Annotated in this window: 15 protein-coding genes; 7 read left to right on the plus strand and 8 right to left on the minus strand. The window is 46.2% G+C overall.

Annotated elements, in window-relative coordinates; genetic code table 11:
• Positions 1-422 precede the first annotated feature (422 nt).
• The 3 genes from QUA25_RS23515 to QUA25_RS23525 all read left to right on the plus strand — a co-directional run bounded on the left by QUA25_RS23515 (position 423) and on the right by QUA25_RS23525 (position 4,873).
• On the plus strand, positions 423-2,975 hold the full coding sequence (locus tag QUA25_RS23515) for a DNA topoisomerase (ATP-hydrolyzing) (protein ID WP_333041552.1): 2,553 nt from the start codon (positions 423-425) through the stop codon (positions 2,973-2,975).
• A gap of 211 nt (positions 2,976-3,186) precedes the next feature.
• Positions 3,187-4,599, plus strand: a complete 1,413-nt coding sequence (locus tag QUA25_RS23520; RefSeq protein WP_333041554.1) for an ATP-binding cassette domain-containing protein — start codon at positions 3,187-3,189, stop codon at positions 4,597-4,599.
• 121 nt (positions 4,600-4,720) lie between these two features.
• Positions 4,721-4,873, plus strand: coding sequence for a chlorophyll A-B binding protein (locus QUA25_RS23525; protein WP_172186457.1), 153 nt, complete (start codon positions 4,721-4,723; stop codon positions 4,871-4,873).
• 214 nt (positions 4,874-5,087) lie between these two features.
• Here the strand turns inward: QUA25_RS23525 and rpoD are convergent, their stop codons facing one another.
• From rpoD to trxB, 5 genes are all read right to left on the minus strand, one after another.
• Entirely contained in the window at positions 5,088-6,254 is a 1,167-nt protein-coding gene (rpoD, locus tag QUA25_RS23530) for an RNA polymerase sigma factor RpoD (protein ID WP_190660470.1), read from the minus strand.
• 685 nt (positions 6,255-6,939) lie between these two features.
• Positions 6,940-7,104 carry a hypothetical protein gene (locus tag QUA25_RS23535; protein WP_242728775.1) on the minus strand — a complete coding sequence of 55 codons (165 nt, stop codon included), beginning with the start codon at positions 7,102-7,104 and terminating at the stop codon, positions 6,940-6,942.
• 328 nt (positions 7,105-7,432) lie between these two features.
• Positions 7,433-7,561, minus strand: a complete 129-nt coding sequence (locus tag QUA25_RS23540; RefSeq protein WP_333041560.1) for a hypothetical protein — start codon at positions 7,559-7,561, stop codon at positions 7,433-7,435.
• A gap of 539 nt (positions 7,562-8,100) precedes the next feature.
• The gene (locus QUA25_RS23545; protein ID WP_333041561.1) at positions 8,101-8,988 is read right to left on the minus strand and encodes an ABC transporter permease; all 888 of its coding nucleotides are present in this window, start codon (positions 8,986-8,988) and stop codon (positions 8,101-8,103) included.
• Positions 8,989-9,252: 264 nt separating this feature from the next.
• Positions 9,253-10,623, minus strand: a complete 1,371-nt coding sequence (gene trxB / locus QUA25_RS23550; protein ID WP_333041563.1) for a thioredoxin-disulfide reductase — start codon at positions 10,621-10,623, stop codon at positions 9,253-9,255.
• Between the two features lie 584 nt (positions 10,624-11,207).
• On the opposite strand from trxB, the gene QUA25_RS23555 reads away from it, so the two are divergent.
• Together QUA25_RS23555 and QUA25_RS23560 are read left to right on the plus strand one after the other, a co-directional pair.
• Positions 11,208-12,224 (plus strand): methyltransferase domain-containing protein, encoded by a 1,017-nt coding sequence (locus tag QUA25_RS23555; RefSeq protein WP_333041564.1) that lies wholly within the window; start codon positions 11,208-11,210, stop codon positions 12,222-12,224.
• 436 nt (positions 12,225-12,660) lie between these two features.
• Complete coding sequence (locus QUA25_RS23560; RefSeq protein WP_333041566.1) at positions 12,661-12,900, plus strand: helix-turn-helix transcriptional regulator; 240 nt, start codon at positions 12,661-12,663, stop codon at positions 12,898-12,900.
• A gap of 18 nt (positions 12,901-12,918) precedes the next feature.
• On the opposite strand, the gene QUA25_RS23565 is transcribed toward QUA25_RS23560, so the two are convergent.
• Complete coding sequence (locus tag QUA25_RS23565; RefSeq protein WP_333041568.1) at positions 12,919-14,031, minus strand: diguanylate cyclase; 1,113 nt, start codon at positions 14,029-14,031, stop codon at positions 12,919-12,921.
• 398 nt (positions 14,032-14,429) lie between these two features.
• The gene (locus QUA25_RS23570) at positions 14,430-14,924 is read right to left on the minus strand and encodes a DUF427 domain-containing protein (RefSeq protein WP_333041569.1); all 495 of its coding nucleotides are present in this window, start codon (positions 14,922-14,924) and stop codon (positions 14,430-14,432) included.
• Between the two features lie 113 nt (positions 14,925-15,037).
• Here QUA25_RS23570 and QUA25_RS23575 point away from each other — a divergent pair, with 113 nt between their 5' ends.
• On the plus strand, positions 15,038-16,318 hold the full coding sequence (locus QUA25_RS23575; RefSeq protein ID WP_333041570.1) for a GH25 family lysozyme: 1,281 nt from the start codon (positions 15,038-15,040) through the stop codon (positions 16,316-16,318).
• 337 nt (positions 16,319-16,655) lie between these two features.
• Here QUA25_RS23575 and QUA25_RS23580 read toward each other — a convergent pair.
• A protein-coding gene (locus tag QUA25_RS23580) for an IS5 family transposase (protein ID WP_333041571.1) occupies positions 16,656-18,162 on the minus strand; the annotation gives its coding sequence in 2 pieces (ribosomal slippage) (positions 16,656-17,933 and positions 17,935-18,162; 1,506 coding nt in all).
• A gap of 319 nt (positions 18,163-18,481) precedes the next feature.
• Between QUA25_RS23580 and QUA25_RS23585 the strand changes: the two genes are divergently transcribed.
• Positions 18,482-20,440 carry a cation:proton antiporter domain-containing protein gene (locus QUA25_RS23585; RefSeq protein WP_333041573.1) on the plus strand — a complete coding sequence of 653 codons (1,959 nt, stop codon included), beginning with the start codon at positions 18,482-18,484 and terminating at the stop codon, positions 20,438-20,440.
• The last annotated feature ends 165 nt before the right edge of the window (positions 20,441-20,605 follow it).

The following is a 20,605-nucleotide window of genomic DNA, read 5'->3' on the forward strand; positions in this document are numbered from 1 at the left end:
AACTATTTCTTCGTGTAGAAGGTTATTCCTAATTGCAATTAAATTCTATCATAGATTGACGGGGACTCAAGTCCCTCGTGATGCTTTCCTAGGAAGAGCTACAGCCTCACTACGTTCTGAGTTTCTGGCATTCCGTGTTCTCCTGTGAATCAACCTTCTCACGGCAGAAGGTAAATAGACAGGTAGGCGCAAATGAAGGCAACATAGAGGTTAGGGTAAGAGTGGAGAGTAAGAGGCAAGTTTTGCCCATCTTCGGGACTCTGATTCTGCTTTCACAAGTTAAGTTTATTTTTATTCTTCAACTGGGCGGTTGGATCGAACTTTCGGTTCGCCTGCTGCAAAGGCTTTTAAATCGAGACAGGGAACCTCGGCATTATTGACAGAGGCTGTTTTCACTCAGGAATTAACGGACACAAGGACTCATGGCTAAACAACTCAACCTACTTTCCGGGCAAGTAATTTCTACGCCTCTGCACGCCGAGATGCAGCAATCGTACCTCGAATATGCCATGAGTGTGATCGTCGGGCGAGCTTTGCCTGATGTCCGCGACGGTTTAAAACCAGTTCACCGTCGAATTTTATATGCGATGCACGAACTCGGTCTGACGCCAGACCGGCCTTACCGTAAGTGCGCCCGGGTAGTTGGAGATGTTTTGGGAAAATATCACCCCCACGGCGACCAATCGGTTTACGACGCTCTGGTACGCATGGTTCAGGAGTTTTCGAGCCGCTATCCTTTACTGGCGGGTCACGGCAATTTCGGTTCGGTGGACAATGATCCGGCGGCTGCTATGCGCTATACGGAAACGAGGCTAGCACCGATCGCCCACGAAGCTATGCTAACCCAAGTCGGCGAGGCGACTGTTGATTTTACTGGTAACTTTGACAATTCGCAGCAGGAACCGACGGCACTGCCTGCTCAGTTGCCGTTTCTGTTACTCAACGGCTGTACGGGCATTGCTGTGGGGATGGCAACTAATATCCCGCCGCACAATTTGGGGGAGGTGGTAGACGGTTTAATTGCTTTGATTGAAAACCCGGAACTATCGGACGAGAAGTTGATAGAACTGATTCCGGGTCCGGATTTTCCAACCGGAGGGGAAATCGTCGCTACAGAGGGCATTGTTGACGCCTACACTAAGGGTCGAGGCAGCATTGCGGTCAGGGGTGTGGCCGGGGTGGAAGAGGTGCCAGGTAATCGCAAGGTGCGTACTAAAACGGCGATCGTGGTGACGGAGTTTCCGTTTCAGGTAAATAAGGCAGCTTGGATTGAAAAGGTAGCGGAGTTGGTCAATGCTGGCCGCCTCGACGGTATTTCTGATTTGCGTGACGAGAGCGATCGCGAAGGGATTCGAGTGGTGATTGAACTCAAGCGGGAATTTACCCCAGAAGCGGTTCTCGCTCGCCTTTACCAACAAACTGACCTGCAAACAAATTTTGGGGCGATTTTGCTGGCAATTGTCAACGGTCAACCGCGACAGTTGACCCTGAGACAATTGTTACAGGAATTTCTGGATTTCCGGGAAGTGACTCTTACCCGCCGCTACAATTACGAGTTACAAGCTGCTGAACGCCGCTGTCATATTGTCCAAGGCTTAATGTTGGCTTTGACAAATCTCGATACCGCGATCGACATTCTCAGAAATTCTCCTGACGGCACTACTGCTAAGCAAACTTTGCAAGTTCGCCTCAATTTGAGCGAAAGTCAAGCTGATGCGATTTTGGCGATGCCTATGCGTAGACTGACTGGTTTGGAAAGGCAAAATTTGCAGTCTGAGTTTGATGAGTTGATGGCGAATATTCAAGAATTGCAGCGGTTGTTGAGCGACAGGCGCGAACTTTTGAAGGCTTTAAAGAAGGAATTTCGCTCGCTCAAACGCAAGTACGCTGACCCCCGCCGCACTAAATTCGCCAATGGAACTGCACGCGCAGCAAACGCCGAACCACAATTTTCGGGTAAGAAAAATTCTGCGGTGAAGCAGTTGTCGCCTGCAACGATTCAGCCTAACTTATTGCCCGTTGTAGAGGCAGAGGAAACTATTGTTGAATTTTCTCACAAGCAGTACGTGCGACGCTTGCCGACTGGGGAAAAGCCACGCTCGAAAAGTCGCGAAAAATCGGTTTCAGCTTTAGAAAAAAATGAAGATTTTATTGTGACGGCAAATCTGACGAAAACAGATCGCACTTTGGTCGTCTTAACTCCTAACGGCAAAGCTTACCCGCTGAAAGTGGCTGATATTCCTAGTAGTAGCGCCAAAGACCGGGGAACGCCGATCGTTAGTTTGTTGTCGCCGAGTGCTACTAAAGATAGTGCCGGTCGCGCTTTGTCGGAAATCACAGTTGCACACTTTATTTTGCCGGAAAATTCGGAAGCGGCAGATTTAGTAACTCTGACTCAGCAAGGGAAAATTAAGCGCTTGCCGATGCAGGAATTTGCTGATTTGACTAATCGTGGCGTTACTGTTGTTAAACTCAAGGAGGACGATCGGCTGCGCTGTGCGAGTCTGGCTAAAGTCGGCGAGCAAGTGGCGATCGCAACTTCAGGAGGCCGAGTCCTCCGGTTTGAGATTGATGATGAACAACTGCCGCCAATGGGCCGCGCAGCCCAGGGATCTCAAGTAACCAGGTTGCGGAAGCAGGAAGAGTTGGTGGGTTGCATCACTCTGGACGCGAACGACAGTCTGGTGCTATTTTCCGAGTTGGGTTGGGCAAAACGAATGCCCGCAGGTTCTGTCAGACTTACTAACCGGGGCGAAATTGGCACTCAAGCTTTTCGTTTCTCAGAGCCTAAAGATGCTTTAGTTGGCTTGCTGCAGGCTGTTCCGGGTACGGATGTTAAACTTTTTACTAATTCTGGCCGCCTGCTGCGATCGGCTATTGATGCTATAGCTTTTTGGGGGAAAGATGCTGCGGGCGATCGAGTTTTTGACCTCAATCCGGGTGAAAGAATCATCAAAGTTATCAGCAGTCAATAGTCATGGGGCATGGGGCATGGGGTCTGGGGCATTGGGGAATTAATCTGACTTCTGACTTCAACATCCATCCGTTAAATCATTTAAATCCTGTACACTGCTCGTTACCGAACTTTCTCCTTCCTTGAATATCTCAATTACCAATGCCCTATGCCCTATGCCCCATGCCCCATGCCCAATCAAAAATCAAAAATCAAAAATCAAAAATTGTTTAATGGCGCAAGTTGTATTAGAAAATATCTACAAAAGTTTTCCCCTCCGCCAAGGAGAACAGGAAAAAGAAGCAAACACCGTCACAGAAAATGTCTCGCCTATAGCCGATCGCCCTTCGTCTAACAGCGTTTTGCGGCGCATTAACCTAACGGTCGAAGACGGGGAATTCATGGTGCTGGTGGGGCCTTCTGGCTGCGGAAAAAGCACTTTGTTGCGATCGATCGCTGGTTTGGAAGTTTTGACGGCCGGTAATATTTGGGTTGGCGATCGGCTGGTTAACGATTTGCCTCCTAAAGACCGAGATATCGCTATGGTATTTCAAAATTATGCTCTCTATCCTCACTTAACAGTTTACGATAATCTCGCCTTTGGATTGCGCCGCTCGGAAAGGGAGAAAGAAGAAGGAAGAAGAAAGAAGGAAGAAGGAAGAGGGAAGAAAGAAGAAGGAAGGGGGAAGATACAAGGAGAAGAAGGACGCCTCCAGAAGATAGAAAAAATTAGGAATAAGGTAGAAGAGGTTATTAATGATTTAGCTTCTAATTATTTTAAAAATCCTCTAAGTTATCCTTTGTTTGAGGACTTTTTAGGAGGAGCGACTCGCAAGTTGCCTCCGGGTTTGCGCTATTTGTCGGAACGGGAAAAGACGGTAGGAAAACGAGTGCGAGAGGTAGCTGAATTATTGCAAATAGAATCTCTTTTAAATCGCTTGCCAAAACAACTTTCGGGAGGGCAAAAGCAGCGGGTAGCTTTGGGTAGGGCTATGGCTAGAAATCCTCAAGTGTTTTTGATGGACGAACCGCTATCGAATCTTGATGCGAAATTGAGGGCGGAAACTCGATCGCAAATTGTGCAGTTGCAGCGACAGTTGGGAACTACAACTATTTATGTAACTCACGACCAAACTGAGGCGATGACTATGGGCGATCGGATTGCTATTATGAAGGTCGGCCAGATTCAACAAGTAGCTCGACCTCTAGAGCTTTACAACAAGCCGGCTAATTTGTTTGTTGCTGAGTTTATCGGTTCTCCGCCGATGAATTTTTTGGCGGTGGAATTTAGTGCTCCGCTGTTGATTTCTCACCCGCAATTTCGCTTTACTTTACCCGATATTTGGGCAAAAAGTCTACAACAATATGACGGGCGAGGGCTAATTTTGGGCATTCGGCCGGAACATCTGAGCATTAACCCTCCGGCTACCAAAAATCTTTCGGTACAAGTGGAAATTGTAGAGGCTTTGGGACACGAAACTTATTTGGGGGTTTGTTTGACGGATGCTCCGGCGGTGCGGATGCAAGTGCGGGTTCCGCCTGAGCGATCGATCCGAGTTGGCGAGGAGCTTTGGTTGGCAATCGCCCATGACAAAATTCACTTGTTCGACCCTGATACCGAGTTGGCTATTTTTCCTGTTAGGTAAAATCATCAAGGTCGATCGACCTTGATGACCGATATCACTAATCACAAGCTTGCATTTTGATCAAGGAATGTTATATTTGTTCACATAAGCCTTAAACAAGTTAACGAAAGGAGTTCGCACTATGCAAGAACAAAAACGCAACGCTTGGAACTGGGGCTTCAGCGAAGGAGCCGAAAATTGGAACGGTCGTTTGGCGATGATTGGTTTCTCTGCCGCTGTCATCATCGAATTGGTTTCCGGTCAAGGCCTGCTTCACTTTTGGGGTCTGATGTAATTTTCTAGTTAAGAATTTTGTGACAATGCAAAGCTTGGGAGTTCCGTAACGGACTCCCAAAATTTTTGCAACCCGATTTCGGCAGCAAATAGCAACTTGCTCTGGGTTATTAGCAGCACAAAATTTAACCGCTATAACTCAAACCGGGGCGGGGGGTCTCCCCCCCAAAAAAAAGAGTGCGAATCACTCTTTTGGGTGATGCTAGCAAATTACTCTAGCGGATATATTCTTTTAAGATGCTGTTGCGGTTAGGATGGCGCAACTTCCGCAGGGCTTTAGCCTCGATTTGGCGAATTCGCTCACGAGTGACGTTAAAGATTTGACCAATTTCCTCCAAGGTCTTCATCCGTCCGTCATCTAAGCCGTAACGCAGCCGCAGTACATCCCGTTCTCGGGGGCTGAGAGTATCCAAAACGCTTTCCAAGTCTTCCCTGAGCAAGTTTTTCGAGACTTGATCTTCTGGCGTTTCCCCGTCAGATTCAATAAAGTCTCCCAGACGTGAGTCTTCCTCTTTACCGATCGGAGTTTCTAGAGAGATAGGCAACTGTGCGGACTTAGCAATGAACCGCAACTTCTCGATCGTCATCTCCATGCGGGTAGCAATTTCTTCTTCCGTCGGCTTGCGACCCATTTCCTGAGACAGGAGTTTGGTAGTTTTCTTGATCCGCGAAATGGTTTCGTAAAGGTGAACCGGCAGGCGGATAGTGCGCGATTGATCGGCGATTGCCCTGGTGATGGCTTGACGTATCCACCAAGTTGCGTAGGTAGAAAACTTGTAGCCTTTTTCGTGATCGAATTTTTCAGCGGCACGGATCAGACCCAAAGAGCCTTCCTGAATCAAATCTTGGAAAGACAAACCGCGATTCATATATTTTTTGGCGATCGACACCACCAAACGCAGGTTTGATTGCACCATTTTTTCCTTTGCCCGACGGCCGACGTGGAGTCGGTGACGGAATGCAGGAAGTGCCATATCTACAGCATTTGCCCATTCGCTGTCTTTGGGTTCGCGGTTATACTCTTCGAGCAGTTGTTCTCGAACTCGCTCTAATTCCAGCAAATCTGCAATCTTGCGCGCTAGTTCAATCTCTTCGTCAGCTCGCAGCAGCCGAATCCGACCGATTTCTTGCAGGTAAAGACGAATAGAGTCTTCAGTATAATGCTTTTTCTTTGCCTGTGCCCGACGGCGGGCTTTGGCGCCTTTGCCAGATTTAGGGTCTTCCTCAGATTGAGAGTCTAAGAATTCTTCTCGATCGTCTTCTTCGTCGATAAAGAGTTCTAACTCGCTCTCAGGTAGAACGCTTTCGGCGCTGCGAAGCAACTCGATTGTTTCCATTTCCGGTGTAATTGTGGTTTCGAGTACGGTGTTAGCTGGGATCATGCCGTCTTCCTCATGCTCCTGAATTAAAGAATAAATAACAGTGGAATAGTGTCTGTTTGTAGTTTAGACAAGTTAGCCAGTATTGACATTCCCGCAGGAAAAAATAGTGGGATTTTTGGTCTGCTAGCTGAATTTGTTACCGAAACTGCACCTGTTTTATGAGTTACGGTTCGAGTTCTGGTTTGAAGCAGTCAGCGCATTCAATAGATCGCAGATTTTTACATCGCGACCTTGAATTGAGCTTGAGGCTTTTTCTTTCGGAGTGAGCTACCACATCATCTGCGATACCTGCCCCAGAGAAGCAAACCATGAAGTACGATCGATCGCACTTCCAAAAATACTGGCTTTTTTACTCGGTACTTCGAGCTTTTACCCGTACAAGTTTTCCTGCACGGAACCGTCTAACTTTTGTATTCGAGGTGTCGAACTTTTGATTTGCCTTGCTTTCACTCTGGTTGTCAGACATGACAGTTGGACGGGAAATTTTCGCCACCTTGGATGTCCGTCTGCTGCCTCAAATGCAACAGCAGAGGGTTAAAGCACCAAACGGGGAGAATTGGATCTTGCAAAGACCTTTCCGATTGTAGCCTTTCTCACAAAAAATGGAAGTTGTTTTCCATTGTTGGTCAAGAACTAGGAAACTCTGTCAGCTTAGCTTGACAATACTAACTCATGTCCGGCTCTGCTAAATCCTGAGAACGGCCCGCAAAAACTTTGGCACGATCAAACGGCGCTGTTTTCTGCGTATATCTGGGTGAACGGCTGCGGCGTAGTTGGCCAGACAGTTAGCAGACAATTTTTGAGTTGCCCAAATTGGAACCAATACAATCCGTGTAGATACACCCATCATTACCCTGTTTCCCTGAATTGAATCATACGCAATCTGCGATTGAATAAAGCTCGTAGCTTTAGTTTTAAGTCGGTAACTCTGGATTAGAGACCGACTCTGACCCCCAATGAAGCGTTGCGGGTTGAGTAGTGCAACAGGGGCTTTCATTGTTAAGTTAGCTCAAATCTCAGAAATTGGGTTTAATTTTCACGTTAAATCACATTAAGTTCTTAACGTCACATTCTTATTTAAGCAGTTCGACACGAGTTTGTCGCGTCAATGGCAAAAACCACCAGGATAAATTCTACTGAGAGTTAACCCGCCGCGCAACTCTCGGCTGCGGATTTCTCTAATTTTTTTTTTCTTTCGGTTCGCACTTGCGCGATCGCACATTCTCACAAACAACACAATTCGCCATCTCTCGGAAGTATAACTTCACGATTCCTTTAAATATATCGTGACCGTGTGAAGATTCCATAAAGCCTCTCAATCAATTTTAGGTAGCATTCCCGAATTGTCTTGATAATTTCAAGCAGACGCAAAAAAATTCCCAGCGGATGTTGATGCAACTGCCTGCAGATGATAAATCCGCCAAGGAATAAAAATTTACCCAGTTAGCGATGTGCTTGCTATGGTTAGAGAAAGCCTAAACTCCAGGATACTTAAAGCAATCGAACGGTAGGACGCTAGTGCTATGCTCAAAATTTTGTTATTATTTACAGCGTGTCATCAGAAAGCACAGAGCCGTGCTTTATCCTCTAGTCGGCTTTAAATTATGTGGCTTGACCTTTAGAAAATGAAGCTATCAAGAAAAAATTCAGATCCGTGTTTCTATTGACAACCCAATGAAGGTTTACTAGAAATAATTCACCTTCTTGAGAGAAAGATTTAGTAATTAATCGGGCCGAGATTACCATCTCTTTATAGCGCCTGTTCTAGTCAGGACTTCAGTTTTTTTTATATTTGTGAATAAGCACTAAAGTCCTGACTGCGAACTTAATGTAACCGCGAGACAGATTACTGCTGATTCCGCAGGCGAGGGTTAACAAACTCGTTTAATCCTTCCCCCACCAAAGACAGTCCCACCACCATTAAAGTCATCGCCAAACCGGGAAACAAAGCCGTCCACCAAATGCCAGTAGGTAGCGCATCTAAAGCTAAACGCAAGTCGTGTCCCCATTCGGGAGTTGCTTCGGGAAGTCCTAATCCGAGAAATCCCAAACCTCCTAATGTTAAAATTGCATCGGCAGCGTTGAGCGCAAACAGCACCGGTACGCTCTGAATCACATTTAGAAACAGGTAGCGCGAAAGCACTGTCCAAGTGTCAGCACCCATTGCTCGCGCGGCTTCGACAAACAATTCGGTTTTGACGCTGACGGTGTGATTCCTGACGACGCGGTAGTATTGAGGGATGTAGGAAATGCTCAGGGCGATCGCAGCATTCAAAACTCCTTTTCCCACTACAAACGCTAGCGTCAAAGAAAGCAGCAGCCCCGGCAAAGTATAAATTGTATCCATTAAAAATAACAACACTCGATCGAGCTTACCGCCCAAATAACCGCTAACCAAACCCAGCGGCACACCGATAAACAAACTCAAAGCAGTGGCTAAAATTACCACTTGCCAAGCCGCCCGAGAAGCAAACAGCGTGCGGGAAAACACATCGTAGCCGCTGCGGCTAGTACCAAACCAATAATTCGCCGACGGCGGTTCGTGGATGGGGTTAATCAAAGCCTCGGTAGGATTTTGCAGCCATCCCCAAGCTTGCATAGCTGGAGACAAGGTGGCTACCAATATAAACACGGCAGTTATTGTCAAACCTGCCCACATCATTTTCATTGACAGGCTTGACGGTGAGGCAATGTTGTTGAGAAATCGCGGCAGTCGGAGGCGGCTTTGAGCCATAATGACGATCGACCTATATAAGACTTTTCGATTTTAGTAGCACTCAGGCGAAAAAACCCGGAACAGTCAAAAATCCTCTTTCTCATTCGCCAAACACTCGCGAGAAACCGGGTTTTTTCGCGCGATGGGGCTAAAAAAAATCGGTTTCTTCCCTGCACGGGACTGGCGTGCAGGAAAGAAACCGGGTTTTTGGCAGGCGGGACGCAAGTCGAGTTTAGGTTAAATCTCCCTTGGCGAATCTCAAATCTAAAATCGATCGAATTCCTACAAATTACTGGCAATTAACTCGCGGTACTGGCTTTTCGGCTTAACTCCTTTGAGCTCAGCCACCAAATCTTTGTCTTTGAAATACTGAATCGTCGGCGTACCAATCACGCCAGCATTTTCAGCAATTTCTGGATCTTCTTCGATGTCAATTTCCACGTAGTGGATTTTGCCCTCGAACTCATCTACTACTTTGCTCAAAATCGGCTTGAGGCTGTGGCAAGGCCCACAACTCGGAGAGGCATATTTGACCACAATCAGTCGATCGCTATCGTGGAACAACTTCCGCAAAGCATAACCTCCTTCGTGGCGCGTGTCTTGGATATCAAAGTTCGCGCTGGTTTTGCGTACTTTTTGAGCTTCCGGCGCTGCTGTGGGTTGCTCGGATTCCTCAGTTTGATGGAATTCCTGCGTTAAACCGTTAACTGACAGCCAACGTTCTGCCAGCATCGCCCCCATACAACCGCTGCCGGCGGCGGTGATTGCTTGGCGAAACTCGTGGTCTTGCACGTCGCCGACGGCGTAAACTCCCTCGACGCTGGTTTCTACCGAACCGTGTTTGGTGGCGATATAGCCTACTTCGTCGAGTTCTAGCTGACCTTGGAACAGTTGAGTGTTGGGAGTGTGACCGATCGCGTAAAACAATCCTTTCACCAGCAAATCGCTTTCGGCGCCGGTCTCGATATTTCTAATTTTCACCCCGTCCATTTTGCCGCCCGGTTCGCCCAAGATATCCACTGCTTCGGTGTTCCAGTGCACGGTAATTTTGGGATTGCTCAGCACTCGGTCTTGCATGGCTTTGCTGGCGCGCATTTGATCCCGCCGCACCAGCATATGTACGTGAGAGCCGTATTTTGTTAAATAAATAGATTCTTCCGCTGCTGTATCGCCCGCGCCGATTACAGCTAAGTCTACTCCTTTGAAAATTGGGGTAGCGCCGTCGCAAATCGCACAGGCCGAAATCCCGTGACTCCAAAATACGTGTTCGCTAGGCAGCCCCAGCCTTTTCGCCGTCGCGCCTGTAGCTATTACTATCGTGTGGGTTTTGATTTCTCTGTCTTCCGAGCGCACTGTAAACGGCCGCTGGCTCAAATCTACGTAAGTTACATCTTCGGTGTATAATTCTGCACCCCAGCGCACTGCTTGAGCTTTCATCCGATCCATGAGTTCCGGCCCGGTGATGCCTTCGGGGAAACCGGGGAAGTTTTCTACTTCTGTGGTGGTCATCAGTTGACCGCCGGGGACGCCTCCGGCTTGGTAGCCTTCAAACACTACGGGTTTCAGGTTTGCCCTCCCGGCGTAGATGGCTGCGGTGTAGCCTGCAGGTCCTGAGCCGATAACTACTAGGTTTTCTACGGTTTCGTTGGTCATAGCTATTTACTTAAACTCATAACGACTTCGTTTTACTAATTCTAGCAGAGTTCGATCGAGTTTGGTTGGATGCCATTGGGCGATCGAGCATCTGTATCTATTTTTGAGGGTCGATCGGTCTTCGGGGCAATTCCAGCTTGTTTTATAAGCAAAAACAATCTAAAAGTCGATTTAGTTTTAAATGTTCGATCTATTTTGACCGCTTAAATCTTAAGCAAATCTAAAGATGACCAAAATTATTGACTTCATTCTCAATTATTTTACATATTTACTTGCTTTGAGGGTTGTGGTACGATTTTCACAATCCAGAGGCATTATGACAAATTTAAGTTTGTGACCCTGAAAGGTTTTAAAATCGTAAAATTAACGAACTCTGCAAATGTAATAAATACAATTGTTTATGCAAAATCCGCATTTTATAGTTTAAGAATTGTAACGGAGATTTGGCTCAATTTGACAAAATACAGTATTTGTGGTATGTAAGAGGCGATCGGGGGAAAATTAGATCGAGCTTTTTAACCGCAGATGTGGGCGGATTAACGCCGATGAACGCAGATAAAATAGAATTTTGTATTTGTGTCTGAATGGATAAAATCAAGATATTGTTTGTGTGCAGCCGGAATAAGTGGAGGAGTTTGACGGCCGAGAAGATATGCGAGAATATTAGCGGCTACAACGTGCGATCGGCTGGAACGGAAAAAGGTGCAAGAATTAGAGTAACTGATGGTCTTGTCGGTTGGGCAGATTGGATATTTGTGATGGAGAAGAAGCATGGCGATCGACTCCGCAGCAAATTCCCGGAAAGTCTCGAAGGCAAGAAGCTTATTTGCCTGCAAATCCCGGACAATTACGAATATATGGAACCGGAGTTAGTCGAGCTTTTGCAGGCGAAACTGAACCCCTATATGAAAATGCCAGATAACGAGATAAATTTTATGCAGCGAGTTTTGGAACCGGAAGTGATGGATTCCTTGGAAGAGGCGATCGAATACGATTCGATGGACTTTGCTGAGGTTAATGCTGCTTTTGCTCAGAGTGCTGCGGCGTTGGGGCCGGTTTTTGGAAACGTTTTGGATGCGGGGACGGGTACGGCGAGAATTCCGATCGCCCTTTGTCAACTCCGGCCAGCATGGAAATTGACTTGCATTGATTTGTCGGCAAATATGCTGAAAGTTGGGGCGGACAATGTGGAAAAGGCGGGCGCGCGATCGCAAATTAGTCTCGAATTAATCAATGCTAAGGCAATGCCTTACCCTGACAATTATTTTGACATGGTGATTTCCAACAGCATTATCCACCATTTGCCCGATCCGCTGCCGTTTTTGCAGGAAGTCAAGCGGGTGTTGAAGCCGCAGGGAGCAATTTTTTTGCGGGATTTGCTGCGGCCGGAAAAAGCGGAAATCAGGGATAATTTAGTCAATCTGTATGCGGGAGATTGCAACGCGCATCAGAAACAGTTATTCAGCGATTCGTTGCAAGCAGCATTTACGCTGGATGAAGTTGAAGAGATGATCCAAAATGCCGGGTTGGATGGGTTGAGGATTTATGAATCTTCAGACAGACACTGGACGGTAGAACGTGCTTGGTGCGAGTCTTTGTAGACTGGGGACGATCGTCCGATAACATTTCAAATGAGAATAGGAGCGATCGCATCTTTCCAGCTCTGCGCCTTAGCGTTGCGCGATCGCTTCTATTGTCCAAACTACTCTACGAGCGATCGCCGGGATCGAACACGACTATTAGGCGAGCCTCCGGCAGTAACTGTCGCAAAATGCTGATGTGACCGTCTGCATCCGACCAACTGCGAAACCGACCCACAAGGCTTCTTTGTAAATTGAGAAGCAGGCGAACAATAATCCAGGAATTCAGACGCTGTTTGTAAGGAATAATCGATTCATGCTCCTTTCCAAAGGGGTTTTAGAGTCAGTCCTTGTACTTTCCACGGTTCTGGGCTGGCTATTAAACATATTGTCTAATCAATTTATTGTTTAGTCAAGATGCTTAAGCATCTTATAGAAAAAATGTGCGATCAAAGTTATGCCGAAAAAGCCCGTTCCGCGACCAGAAGATGAAGAGTCGCATTTGAAGAAGCTCAGGGAAGAACTGGAGATGAGTCAGGAAGATTTGGCGCGAGAGCTTGGCGTTTCGTCGCAAACCATCAGCCGTTGGGAGTTGGGAAAGAACGTACCCACGTTCACCGTCAAGCAGATGAAAGCTTTGGAGAAATTGCTGTCTAGCATCGGCAGGTCGATCGGCGATTTGCCAGATAATCTGTAATGGAAACGATTTTCCAATCTAAAATCCATCGGCATCTAAAATTACTCGATCGCGCCCTCGGTTTTTAGCTTGATAAAGCGCGCGGTCTGCCACTGCAATCAAGTTTTTTTGTGCTGCGGATGATCGAGGAACCGTACTCGCTACCCCCAAACTCAGTGTCACGAGAGAACACACCTCTGAATTAACGTGTTCAATGTTTAGTTCTTTAATCCACACTCGAATTTTCTCTGCAATCCAGACAGCTATTTCCGGTGAAGTCCGAGGCAAAATCACTGCAAATTCTTCGCCTCCGTAACGGGCTACCAGACTCTCGCCCGAAACTTCGCCTGTTGAGTAATTTACCGCTTCCAAAATAGCTTGGGATACCTGCTGCAAGCAAGTATCTCCCGCCTGATGTCCATAAGTATCGTTGTATTTTTTAAAAAAGTCTACATCGCATAAAATTAAAGATAGTTCTGCTGCTGCTTCCGCCAATTCTTGCCACTTTTTATCTAAGTATTCGTTAAAACAGTGACGGTTGGCAACCTGAGTTAAGCCATCTAAGTTGGCAAGGCGATACAATTCGGAATTAGCTGCTTTTAATTGAGAATTAGCTGCTTCTAGCTCGGATTGCGTAAGCGATAAATTGTAATAAAGTTCGCTCATAGACCAAGTAGCTTGTTGGTGAATTTGGGATAAAGCTACCCACAGTTGATGCACGTCTAAAAGTCGGTAAACTTGAAGTTCTAACTGCACAACAATTGGCTCGTAAAGCAGTTCCGGCGGTCGCTGTACGGCTCGCTGAGCTGCCATGACAATTAAGGCTACTCCTGGTAAAATCAAAATATCGGTTTGAGCTATTTGATACAAGGCTATAATCGGTCTGCAAGCAAATATATCTACTCCGTAAGGGCGGCTCATGCGTTCCATAAATCGCCGACGCGATATCATCCCTAAAAATTCCCCATTTACGGTCAAGATAACTCCCGGAAGCAGCGGGTGAGCTTGAAAAAACCTAGCTACTTCTTTGGCGAGATATGAGGAGTCAACCTGAAAATTGAATAGAGCTAGATCCTTAAGAGTAGACTCTAAAGATAAATTTTTGGGTGAGTTTTCTGCCGAGTTAGACGGCTCAATAAATTCAACAGACACAGCGCAGATCCGAATAAATAATAAAGCAGCACCGAAGCTAGTGTCAACTATTAACTTATATTAGTATTTATTTGTTGCCATTGGTTGTATTATTTACTACACTATTTTTTATAAGGGAAGAAGCTGCTGCGTTCTTTTTTGTAGCTGCATTGCCTTGATTCATGCTCACTAAATTACAGATTTATTGAATAATTCTCATTATTTACTCAATTTTTTACTAGGGGCTTTTTACGGTGTAAAAAAATCGATTTCGGCGCCACTCCTCCGCTCATGGACGGTGCCGACCAACTCAAAAAACCGGGTTTTTAACCCTGGGTCGAGGCTGTAACGAGGTTTTCCATAAAAAAACGTGGTTTTTGCCCCTGTTCTCAACTCAAAATTCAAAACTCAACCTTCCCTCACCACCCCCAAGTTTGTGGCCCTCCCTTAAACGGGCCGACAATATCTTTGGTAATCCAGCCGCCGTAAAAATCCCCTGGTTGAGATTGCACTAATTCTCCGTCCACATAACAGGCATCCATCTTGCTGGGATAAAAAGCCACATAATCTTTAATAGCTACAAAAACCTGATTAGGATTGGGATAAAACCAAGCAGCATTTACTACTTCCTTTTCTCCCACCGTCACAGTGTAATAACCGGCTTGTCCCTTCCACTCGCACCAAGAACCCCGTAAAGTTTTGTGCAAATATTCCATTTTGATGTCATCGGGGCAGATATAGTAGGCAGGAGGGTGACTTGTCTCCAATACCCGCTGAGGACGGCGCGTGTCGGCGATCGTCACTCCATTAAAAATTATCTGTACGTGTTTGGTCGATTCCTCCAGCCGAGGGGGACGTGGGTAATCCCAAACAGACTCTTGACCAGGGCCGGGCTCTATCCGATCGAAGTTCATTTGCACCATCTCTCCTGCAAAAAAAACACTTAGCGACTTAGCATTACAATTTAATGTACCCTTAATCGAGTCGCTGCTTCAGAGCAAACCAGCTTTTCTCCACTCTTGGTAATATGAGTATTCGCGGTATAGATGTTTCCGACTACCAGCCCAATGTCAATTGGCAAGCAGTTGCCCGGGATGGTATTACCTTCAGTTTTGTCAAATCGACCGAGGGTGCAACGTTCGTTGCCCAAACTTTCGCCCGCAATTGGGCGGCCATGAAAGCGGCGGGGATTCAACGCGGCGCTTACCACTTTTTTCGACCTGCCAGCAGCATTCAAGGACAAATAGATTTGTTCTTGAAAACTGTAAAACTCGAACCGGGGGATTTGCCGCCAGTCTTGGATGTGGAAACTACAGGCGGTTTGAGTGTGGATCAATTGTGCGATCGAGCCGCAATTTGGTTAGAAGCAGTCGAAAAAGCCACGTTGATGCGGCCGATTATCTACACTTACCCCGGTTTCTGGGACAACCTGGGGACAAAACGGTTTGCCGATTACCCACTGTGGATTGCTCACTATACCACTGCTGAGGAACCTTGGGTTCCCGGCGGCTGGAAAACTTGGACTTTTTGGCAATACAGCGACACAGGCACTGTGTCAGGCGTCTCGGGCAATGTAGACACCAATATTTTTGAAAGCGTCCGAGAAGGCGCCGTAAGTTATAAAGTTGCAGACATCCAGAGGGAATTAAGAATTAAAGGTTTCTATCAAGGCGCAATGGACGGTAAATTTGGAGCTACCACCACAGCGGCGCTCATCTCGTTTCAGAAATCTCAGGGTCTCAATCCAGACGGCATTGCCAGCCTCAAAACCTGGGCCGCTTTGATGCGAAAATCTCCCAAAGTAATTGTTCCCCCTCCAGCCCCGACACCCGTCCCGCAGCCGACTCCTGCTCCGACTCCCACTCCCATATCAGACGTGCGGCTGACTCAGGTATTCTCGTCTTATCAAGCTAAGGCTAGCCAAGATACTGCCTTAATTTGGCTGCAAAGTCAAGTTTCTACCTCTGTTTTAGGGGAATTTGCTCAAAAATGGCGGGCAACTACCTTACCTCCAGACAGTAATTTGCGATTGATAGATGTGGGCAAATTTTATCGCGGTTTAGCACAACAAGACCAAGCTTTAGATTGGCTGCAAAAACAAATTTCTCCGGCTATTATTGCCGAGTTTGCACAAAAATGGCGCTCTCAATCTATTGTCACTAATTCTCCGATTCGGCTGATAGATGCGTGCAAATTTTATCGGGCTGCACCAAACCAAAACCAGTCTTTAGATTGGCTGGAAGGGCGAATTTCGCCGACCATTCTATCGGAGTTTTTGCGCAGGTGGCAGAATGCCAGTCGATTATAGATTATAGATCTTAAATGTTAGATTGACTCTACAGATGAATCTTGCGATTTGAGATTTTAGATGAGAACTCTACTCTAAAGATGAGTCTGAGGGCGATCGATTTGAGATGTGAGCTTTTTGATTGGAGATTGACTCCACAGATCAATCTCGAAGTTGAAAGGCTCTATAATAGAAAAGCTGGCAAATCTTGCTATTTGAGATTTGAAATTGACTCCCCATCAAAATTAGTCAAATCCTCTCCCTCTGTGCCCGCATCCCATCGGACTCTCGAACATAACAGACAATCTCTCACTTAGCTAGGGCTTGCTGAATAAGTTAAGAAAACTCGCTATCGCAATTAATGGGTGATTCCAGCTCGGCGAAACATAATTTTTTGTTGACTATAACTTGCCCAGTTATAGCTTTTAGTAATAATTAACCCGTAAACAGGTGTGATTTTTGGTTTTTGACATAAAAACACACAAAAAACCCGTCTTAACCAGGTAGAAAGGTTCATTACTAAAAAAGTAATAGCAATAGCTGTACCAGAAGTATTATCAAGTTTGGCCATCACGCGATTCAAGCTGAATCTTCGTTTACCTTGTCCGAACTTGCCCTCAATAGAGTTACGAATTCTCTCATCTTCCCAGGCTTGTTTCTTTGTTTCCTTACTCACAATTGCTGGTGGTCTTCCTAACGGAGGCCCACTAATTCTAATTCCTCTTTCTTTACACCAAGCTCGGTTTTCCCTTGTTCGATAAATGCGATCAGCATGGACTGATTCTGGATAGTATCCTGTGTAACTTTTAAATGATTCTACTTGGGCTTTTAAGTCTCCTGATTCGTTAAAATTATCCCAGCTTATTCGCTCTAAAAACACATACCCCTCAAAGCAACTCGCTGACAGTTTAGCTCCAAACTCTACTGGTTTTCCTGCTTTACCTCTAATAATGGGACGGATGTGGGGTTGGCTTAAACTTACTATTCTGTCCTCTATGCTCTGTTTTTTATTTTCAAATAACCAGAGTTGTTGCCGATATACTTCTGTGAGGACTAGCAAGGTCTTATACTGCTTTTGGCTCAGACTTTGTAGGGTGGCACCTGACTCGATTAGTTGTTCAATATGAGCGAGGTTTCTTTTGATATATTGCAGTTGTTTTTTAATTGCTTGGATTTTTTTGTTTCGTTTAGGTCGTCGTTGTTTGGCTACTGCTAAATAGTTTTTTCTGGCAATATTACGGTAGGTTCTGGGTTTTTTATGATTTTTTAGTTTGAGAGAATTATAGAGAATGTCGATGGTCTTTTCGGTGTGAACTCTGGCTCGGTTTAATAGTCCTAAGTCCGTCGGATAGCTAATATCCGCTGGAGCACAGGTCGCATCTACGATTAATTTTCCTTGATTGGGTGATTCATTTTTTGCGTCCGAATCCTTTTTTTTTTCGGGTTGGACTGGGATGGTTTCGCGCATTTTTTCCACCAGGCGTTGGTTCACTTTATTAATTAGATTCGCACTAATTCGTTGCCGAAAGTGAACTAATAGCGACGGGTCAAATGGGTACTCGTTGCTGTAGAGTGATTGACCGATAAAGTATTGTAGATACGGGTTTTCACGGATTTGTTCTACTGTTTCTCGCTGAGCTAATTCCCAGTTTTTCTTTGATGATTAATGCCCCCAATACCATCCGAAATGATTTGGCGGGTGCGCCCATTTCGGTCGGGAAATATTCAGCATATTCTGCTTCAAATTCATCCCACGGGATAAGTTCGGCCATCTTTACCCAACGGTTATCTCCTGACAACCTTCCTTCAAAGAGTAGTTTAAAGTCGGATGGGGGGCTTGGGGCAAGCTCAGCTTTTCTGTACACGATCGCAGGTGGTGATGCACGGGTTTTGAGTCATTATACCTGTTTTTCTTGTACCCTTCCACCTTTTTAGGGTAACACAACTCATACAGTGTTTACTTTTGCAACTGCTTCAGCAAACCCTAGCTACAGCTTACTCCCATCTTTGACGCCAACAGAATTATCTGATAAAGTTAGAGCCAATATCAAGGTTTTTTAATCTTATTCGCAAAAATCCAGGGACGTGCCGAGTTTGTAAGCTGCGCCGAAAATAGCGCCTGCACTCCAATTACCCGCGATCCAACCTTTAAAACTAAGCGGGCAGCCTGTAACAATTGTATCTATGGAAATTCCCTTTAACATCACCCAGTTGATGGTCATGACCGTCATCTGTGGCATCAGCGCTCAAGTTCTCGCCGCTTATCTGAAAGTTCCGGCGATCGTCTTTTTGCTGTTGTTTGGCATTTTAGCCGGCCCAGACTGCTTGGGAGTGCTGCACCCGAATCTGCTGGGCAGCGGTTTGGAAGTTATGGTATCGCTTTGCGTAGCGTTAATTCTGTTTGAAGGCGGCTTGAATTTGGAATTGCGAGATTTGGGCAAAGTTTCCGGCAGCATCCGCAATTTAGTTACGGTAGGCACTTTAATTACGCTAATTGGCGGCGGAATGGCCGCACACTGGTTGGGGGAATTTCCTTGGCCGATCGCATTTCTGTATGCTTCTCTAGTAGTCGTCACAGGCCCGACGGTAATCGGCCCTTTGCTCAAACAAGTATCCGTTGACAAACAAGTTGCCGCCTTGCTAGAAGCAGAAGGCGTTTTAATCGATCCTGTCGGGGCAATTCTGGCAGTATTGGTGCTGAATATTATTTTGAATGGCAATGCTGATTTGCTGATTGTGTTCCGAGATTTAATTGTCCGACTTTTCGTTGGTGCAGTCATCGGGGTTGCGGGAGGTTGGCTGCTGGGATTCATTCTCAAGCGATCGCAATTTCTCTCAGAAGACCTCAAAAACTTAGTAGTTTTAGCCGGTTTGTGGGGATTTTTCGGCTTAGCAGAAGAAATCCGCAGCGAATCGGGACTGATGGCAACAGTCCTCTCCGGCATCGTTCTCAGAGCCGCTGCTGTGCCGGAAGAAAGGCTGCTGAGGAGGTTTAAAGGTCAACTTACAGTCCTTGCTATTTCCATGCTGTTCGTGCTGCTGGCGGCCGATTTATCCCTCGCTAGTGTGGTCGCCCTCGGTTGGGGAAGTTTGTTTACAGTTTTAGCTTTAATGTGGGTAGTGCGGCCGATCAACGTTTGGCTGTGTACTTGGAACAGCGGACTGAATTGGCGGCAGAAATTATTTGTTTGTTGGGTAGCGCCGAGGGGAATTGTCTCAGCGTCGATCGCATCTTTATTTGCAATTTTGCTCACCCAGCGGGGAATCAACGGCGGCGACTCGATTAAAGCCTTAGTTTTCCTAACAATTATTATGACAGTTTTCGTCCAGGGACTAACGGCCGGACGGATCGCTCAAGTGTTGGGCATCACCTCAAAATCTGCAACCGGTGCTGCAATTGTCGGGTCAAATCCTTTGAGCAGATTAATTGCTCGCTTGTTTCAAGAACGCGGCGAATCTGTGGCAATTATCGACACAAACCCCGAAGCTTGTGCACAAGCAGAACGAGAAGGTTTGCGGGTGTTTTTGAGCAGTGCTCTGGATCACAGCGTGTTAGAAGAAGCCGGACTGGAATCGATGGGAACTTTTCTGGCAATGACTAACAACGGCGAGGTAAACTTAGTGTTAGCTCAGCGAGCGGCCGAAGAGTTTGCACCGCCGAGGGTTTTGGCAATATTCCCCAAAGATCCGCAAGCAAATACGCCTGCTAATCAGAGTAAAATCAATCAAGCTTTTGTCTCCGATTTGTCGCTGAAGGATTGGAACGAATATTTGAATGACAGCGAAGTGAAATTGGGGGAAACTGAGTTAAAAACAGAGGGATTGCAGTTTCAGATTGCTCACTTACAAGCTTTGGTTAAAGCCGGGGATTGGGTGCCGCTGCTGCTGGAAAGGCAAGGATACTTGCAAGTAGTGTCGGCGACTCAGATTTGGCAAGCAGGCGATCGAATTATTTATTTGTTGTACGATCCGAAACCGAAATTGTTGAAAAGATTGTCTGGTTCGTCGCAGTCTCGTTTGACTTTGGAAAAGCATCAGGTAGTTGAAGAAGTGCCGATTCCTTCTCCGGTTTTAGAGCCGGTTTTGGAGTCAGCGGAAATAGCAAAGGATGCTAAAGTTTTGCAGCCGCCAGTTTCGCGATAGGGGCAGTATCCTCGATCGTACTCTGTAATCTGCTTGTCGCGATCGTGGTTCTGCTTTCCTCGCTCGGCATAAAAATACAGTAGATAAATTGTAAGGATTCAGGTCACTGAACTCCTTGCTGGGCAAAGACTTTAGATCTGGAGCTTGATGCTAAATAAATCTCTA

It is taken from the genome of Microcoleus sp. Pol17C6 (assembly GCF_036701145.1).
GTDB lineage: Bacteria > Cyanobacteriota > Cyanobacteriia > Cyanobacteriales > Microcoleaceae > Microcoleus.

Excerpts from the sequence above, each read along its gene's own strand:
- rpoD (WP_190660470.1), bottom strand. The coding sequence starts at position 6,254 with ATGATCCCAGCTAACACCGTACTCGAAACCACAATTACACCGGAAATG.
- QUA25_RS23525 (WP_172186457.1), top strand. The coding sequence starts at position 4,721 with ATGCAAGAACAAAAACGCAACGCTTGGAACTGGGGCTTCAGCGAAGGA.
- QUA25_RS23575 (WP_333041570.1), top strand. The coding sequence starts at position 15,038 with ATGAGTATTCGCGGTATAGATGTTTCCGACTACCAGCCCAATGTCAAT.
- QUA25_RS23570 (WP_333041569.1), bottom strand. The coding sequence starts at position 14,924 with ATGAACTTCGATCGGATAGAGCCCGGCCCTGGTCAAGAGTCTGTTTGG.
- QUA25_RS23535 (WP_242728775.1), bottom strand. The coding sequence starts at position 7,104 with ATGATGGGTGTATCTACACGGATTGTATTGGTTCCAATTTGGGCAACT.
- QUA25_RS23560 (WP_333041566.1), top strand. The coding sequence starts at position 12,661 with ATGCCGAAAAAGCCCGTTCCGCGACCAGAAGATGAAGAGTCGCATTTG.
- QUA25_RS23520 (WP_333041554.1), top strand. The coding sequence starts at position 3,187 with ATGGCGCAAGTTGTATTAGAAAATATCTACAAAAGTTTTCCCCTCCGC.
- QUA25_RS23515 (WP_333041552.1), top strand. The coding sequence starts at position 423 with ATGGCTAAACAACTCAACCTACTTTCCGGGCAAGTAATTTCTACGCCT.
- QUA25_RS23545 (WP_333041561.1), bottom strand. The coding sequence starts at position 8,988 with ATGGCTCAAAGCCGCCTCCGACTGCCGCGATTTCTCAACAACATTGCC.
- QUA25_RS23540 (WP_333041560.1), bottom strand. The coding sequence starts at position 7,561 with ATGGAATCTTCACACGGTCACGATATATTTAAAGGAATCGTGAAGTTA.
- QUA25_RS23585 (WP_333041573.1), top strand. The coding sequence starts at position 18,482 with ATGGAAATTCCCTTTAACATCACCCAGTTGATGGTCATGACCGTCATC.
- QUA25_RS23555 (WP_333041564.1), top strand. The coding sequence starts at position 11,208 with ATGGATAAAATCAAGATATTGTTTGTGTGCAGCCGGAATAAGTGGAGG.
- trxB (WP_333041563.1), bottom strand. The coding sequence starts at position 10,623 with ATGACCAACGAAACCGTAGAAAACCTAGTAGTTATCGGCTCAGGACCT.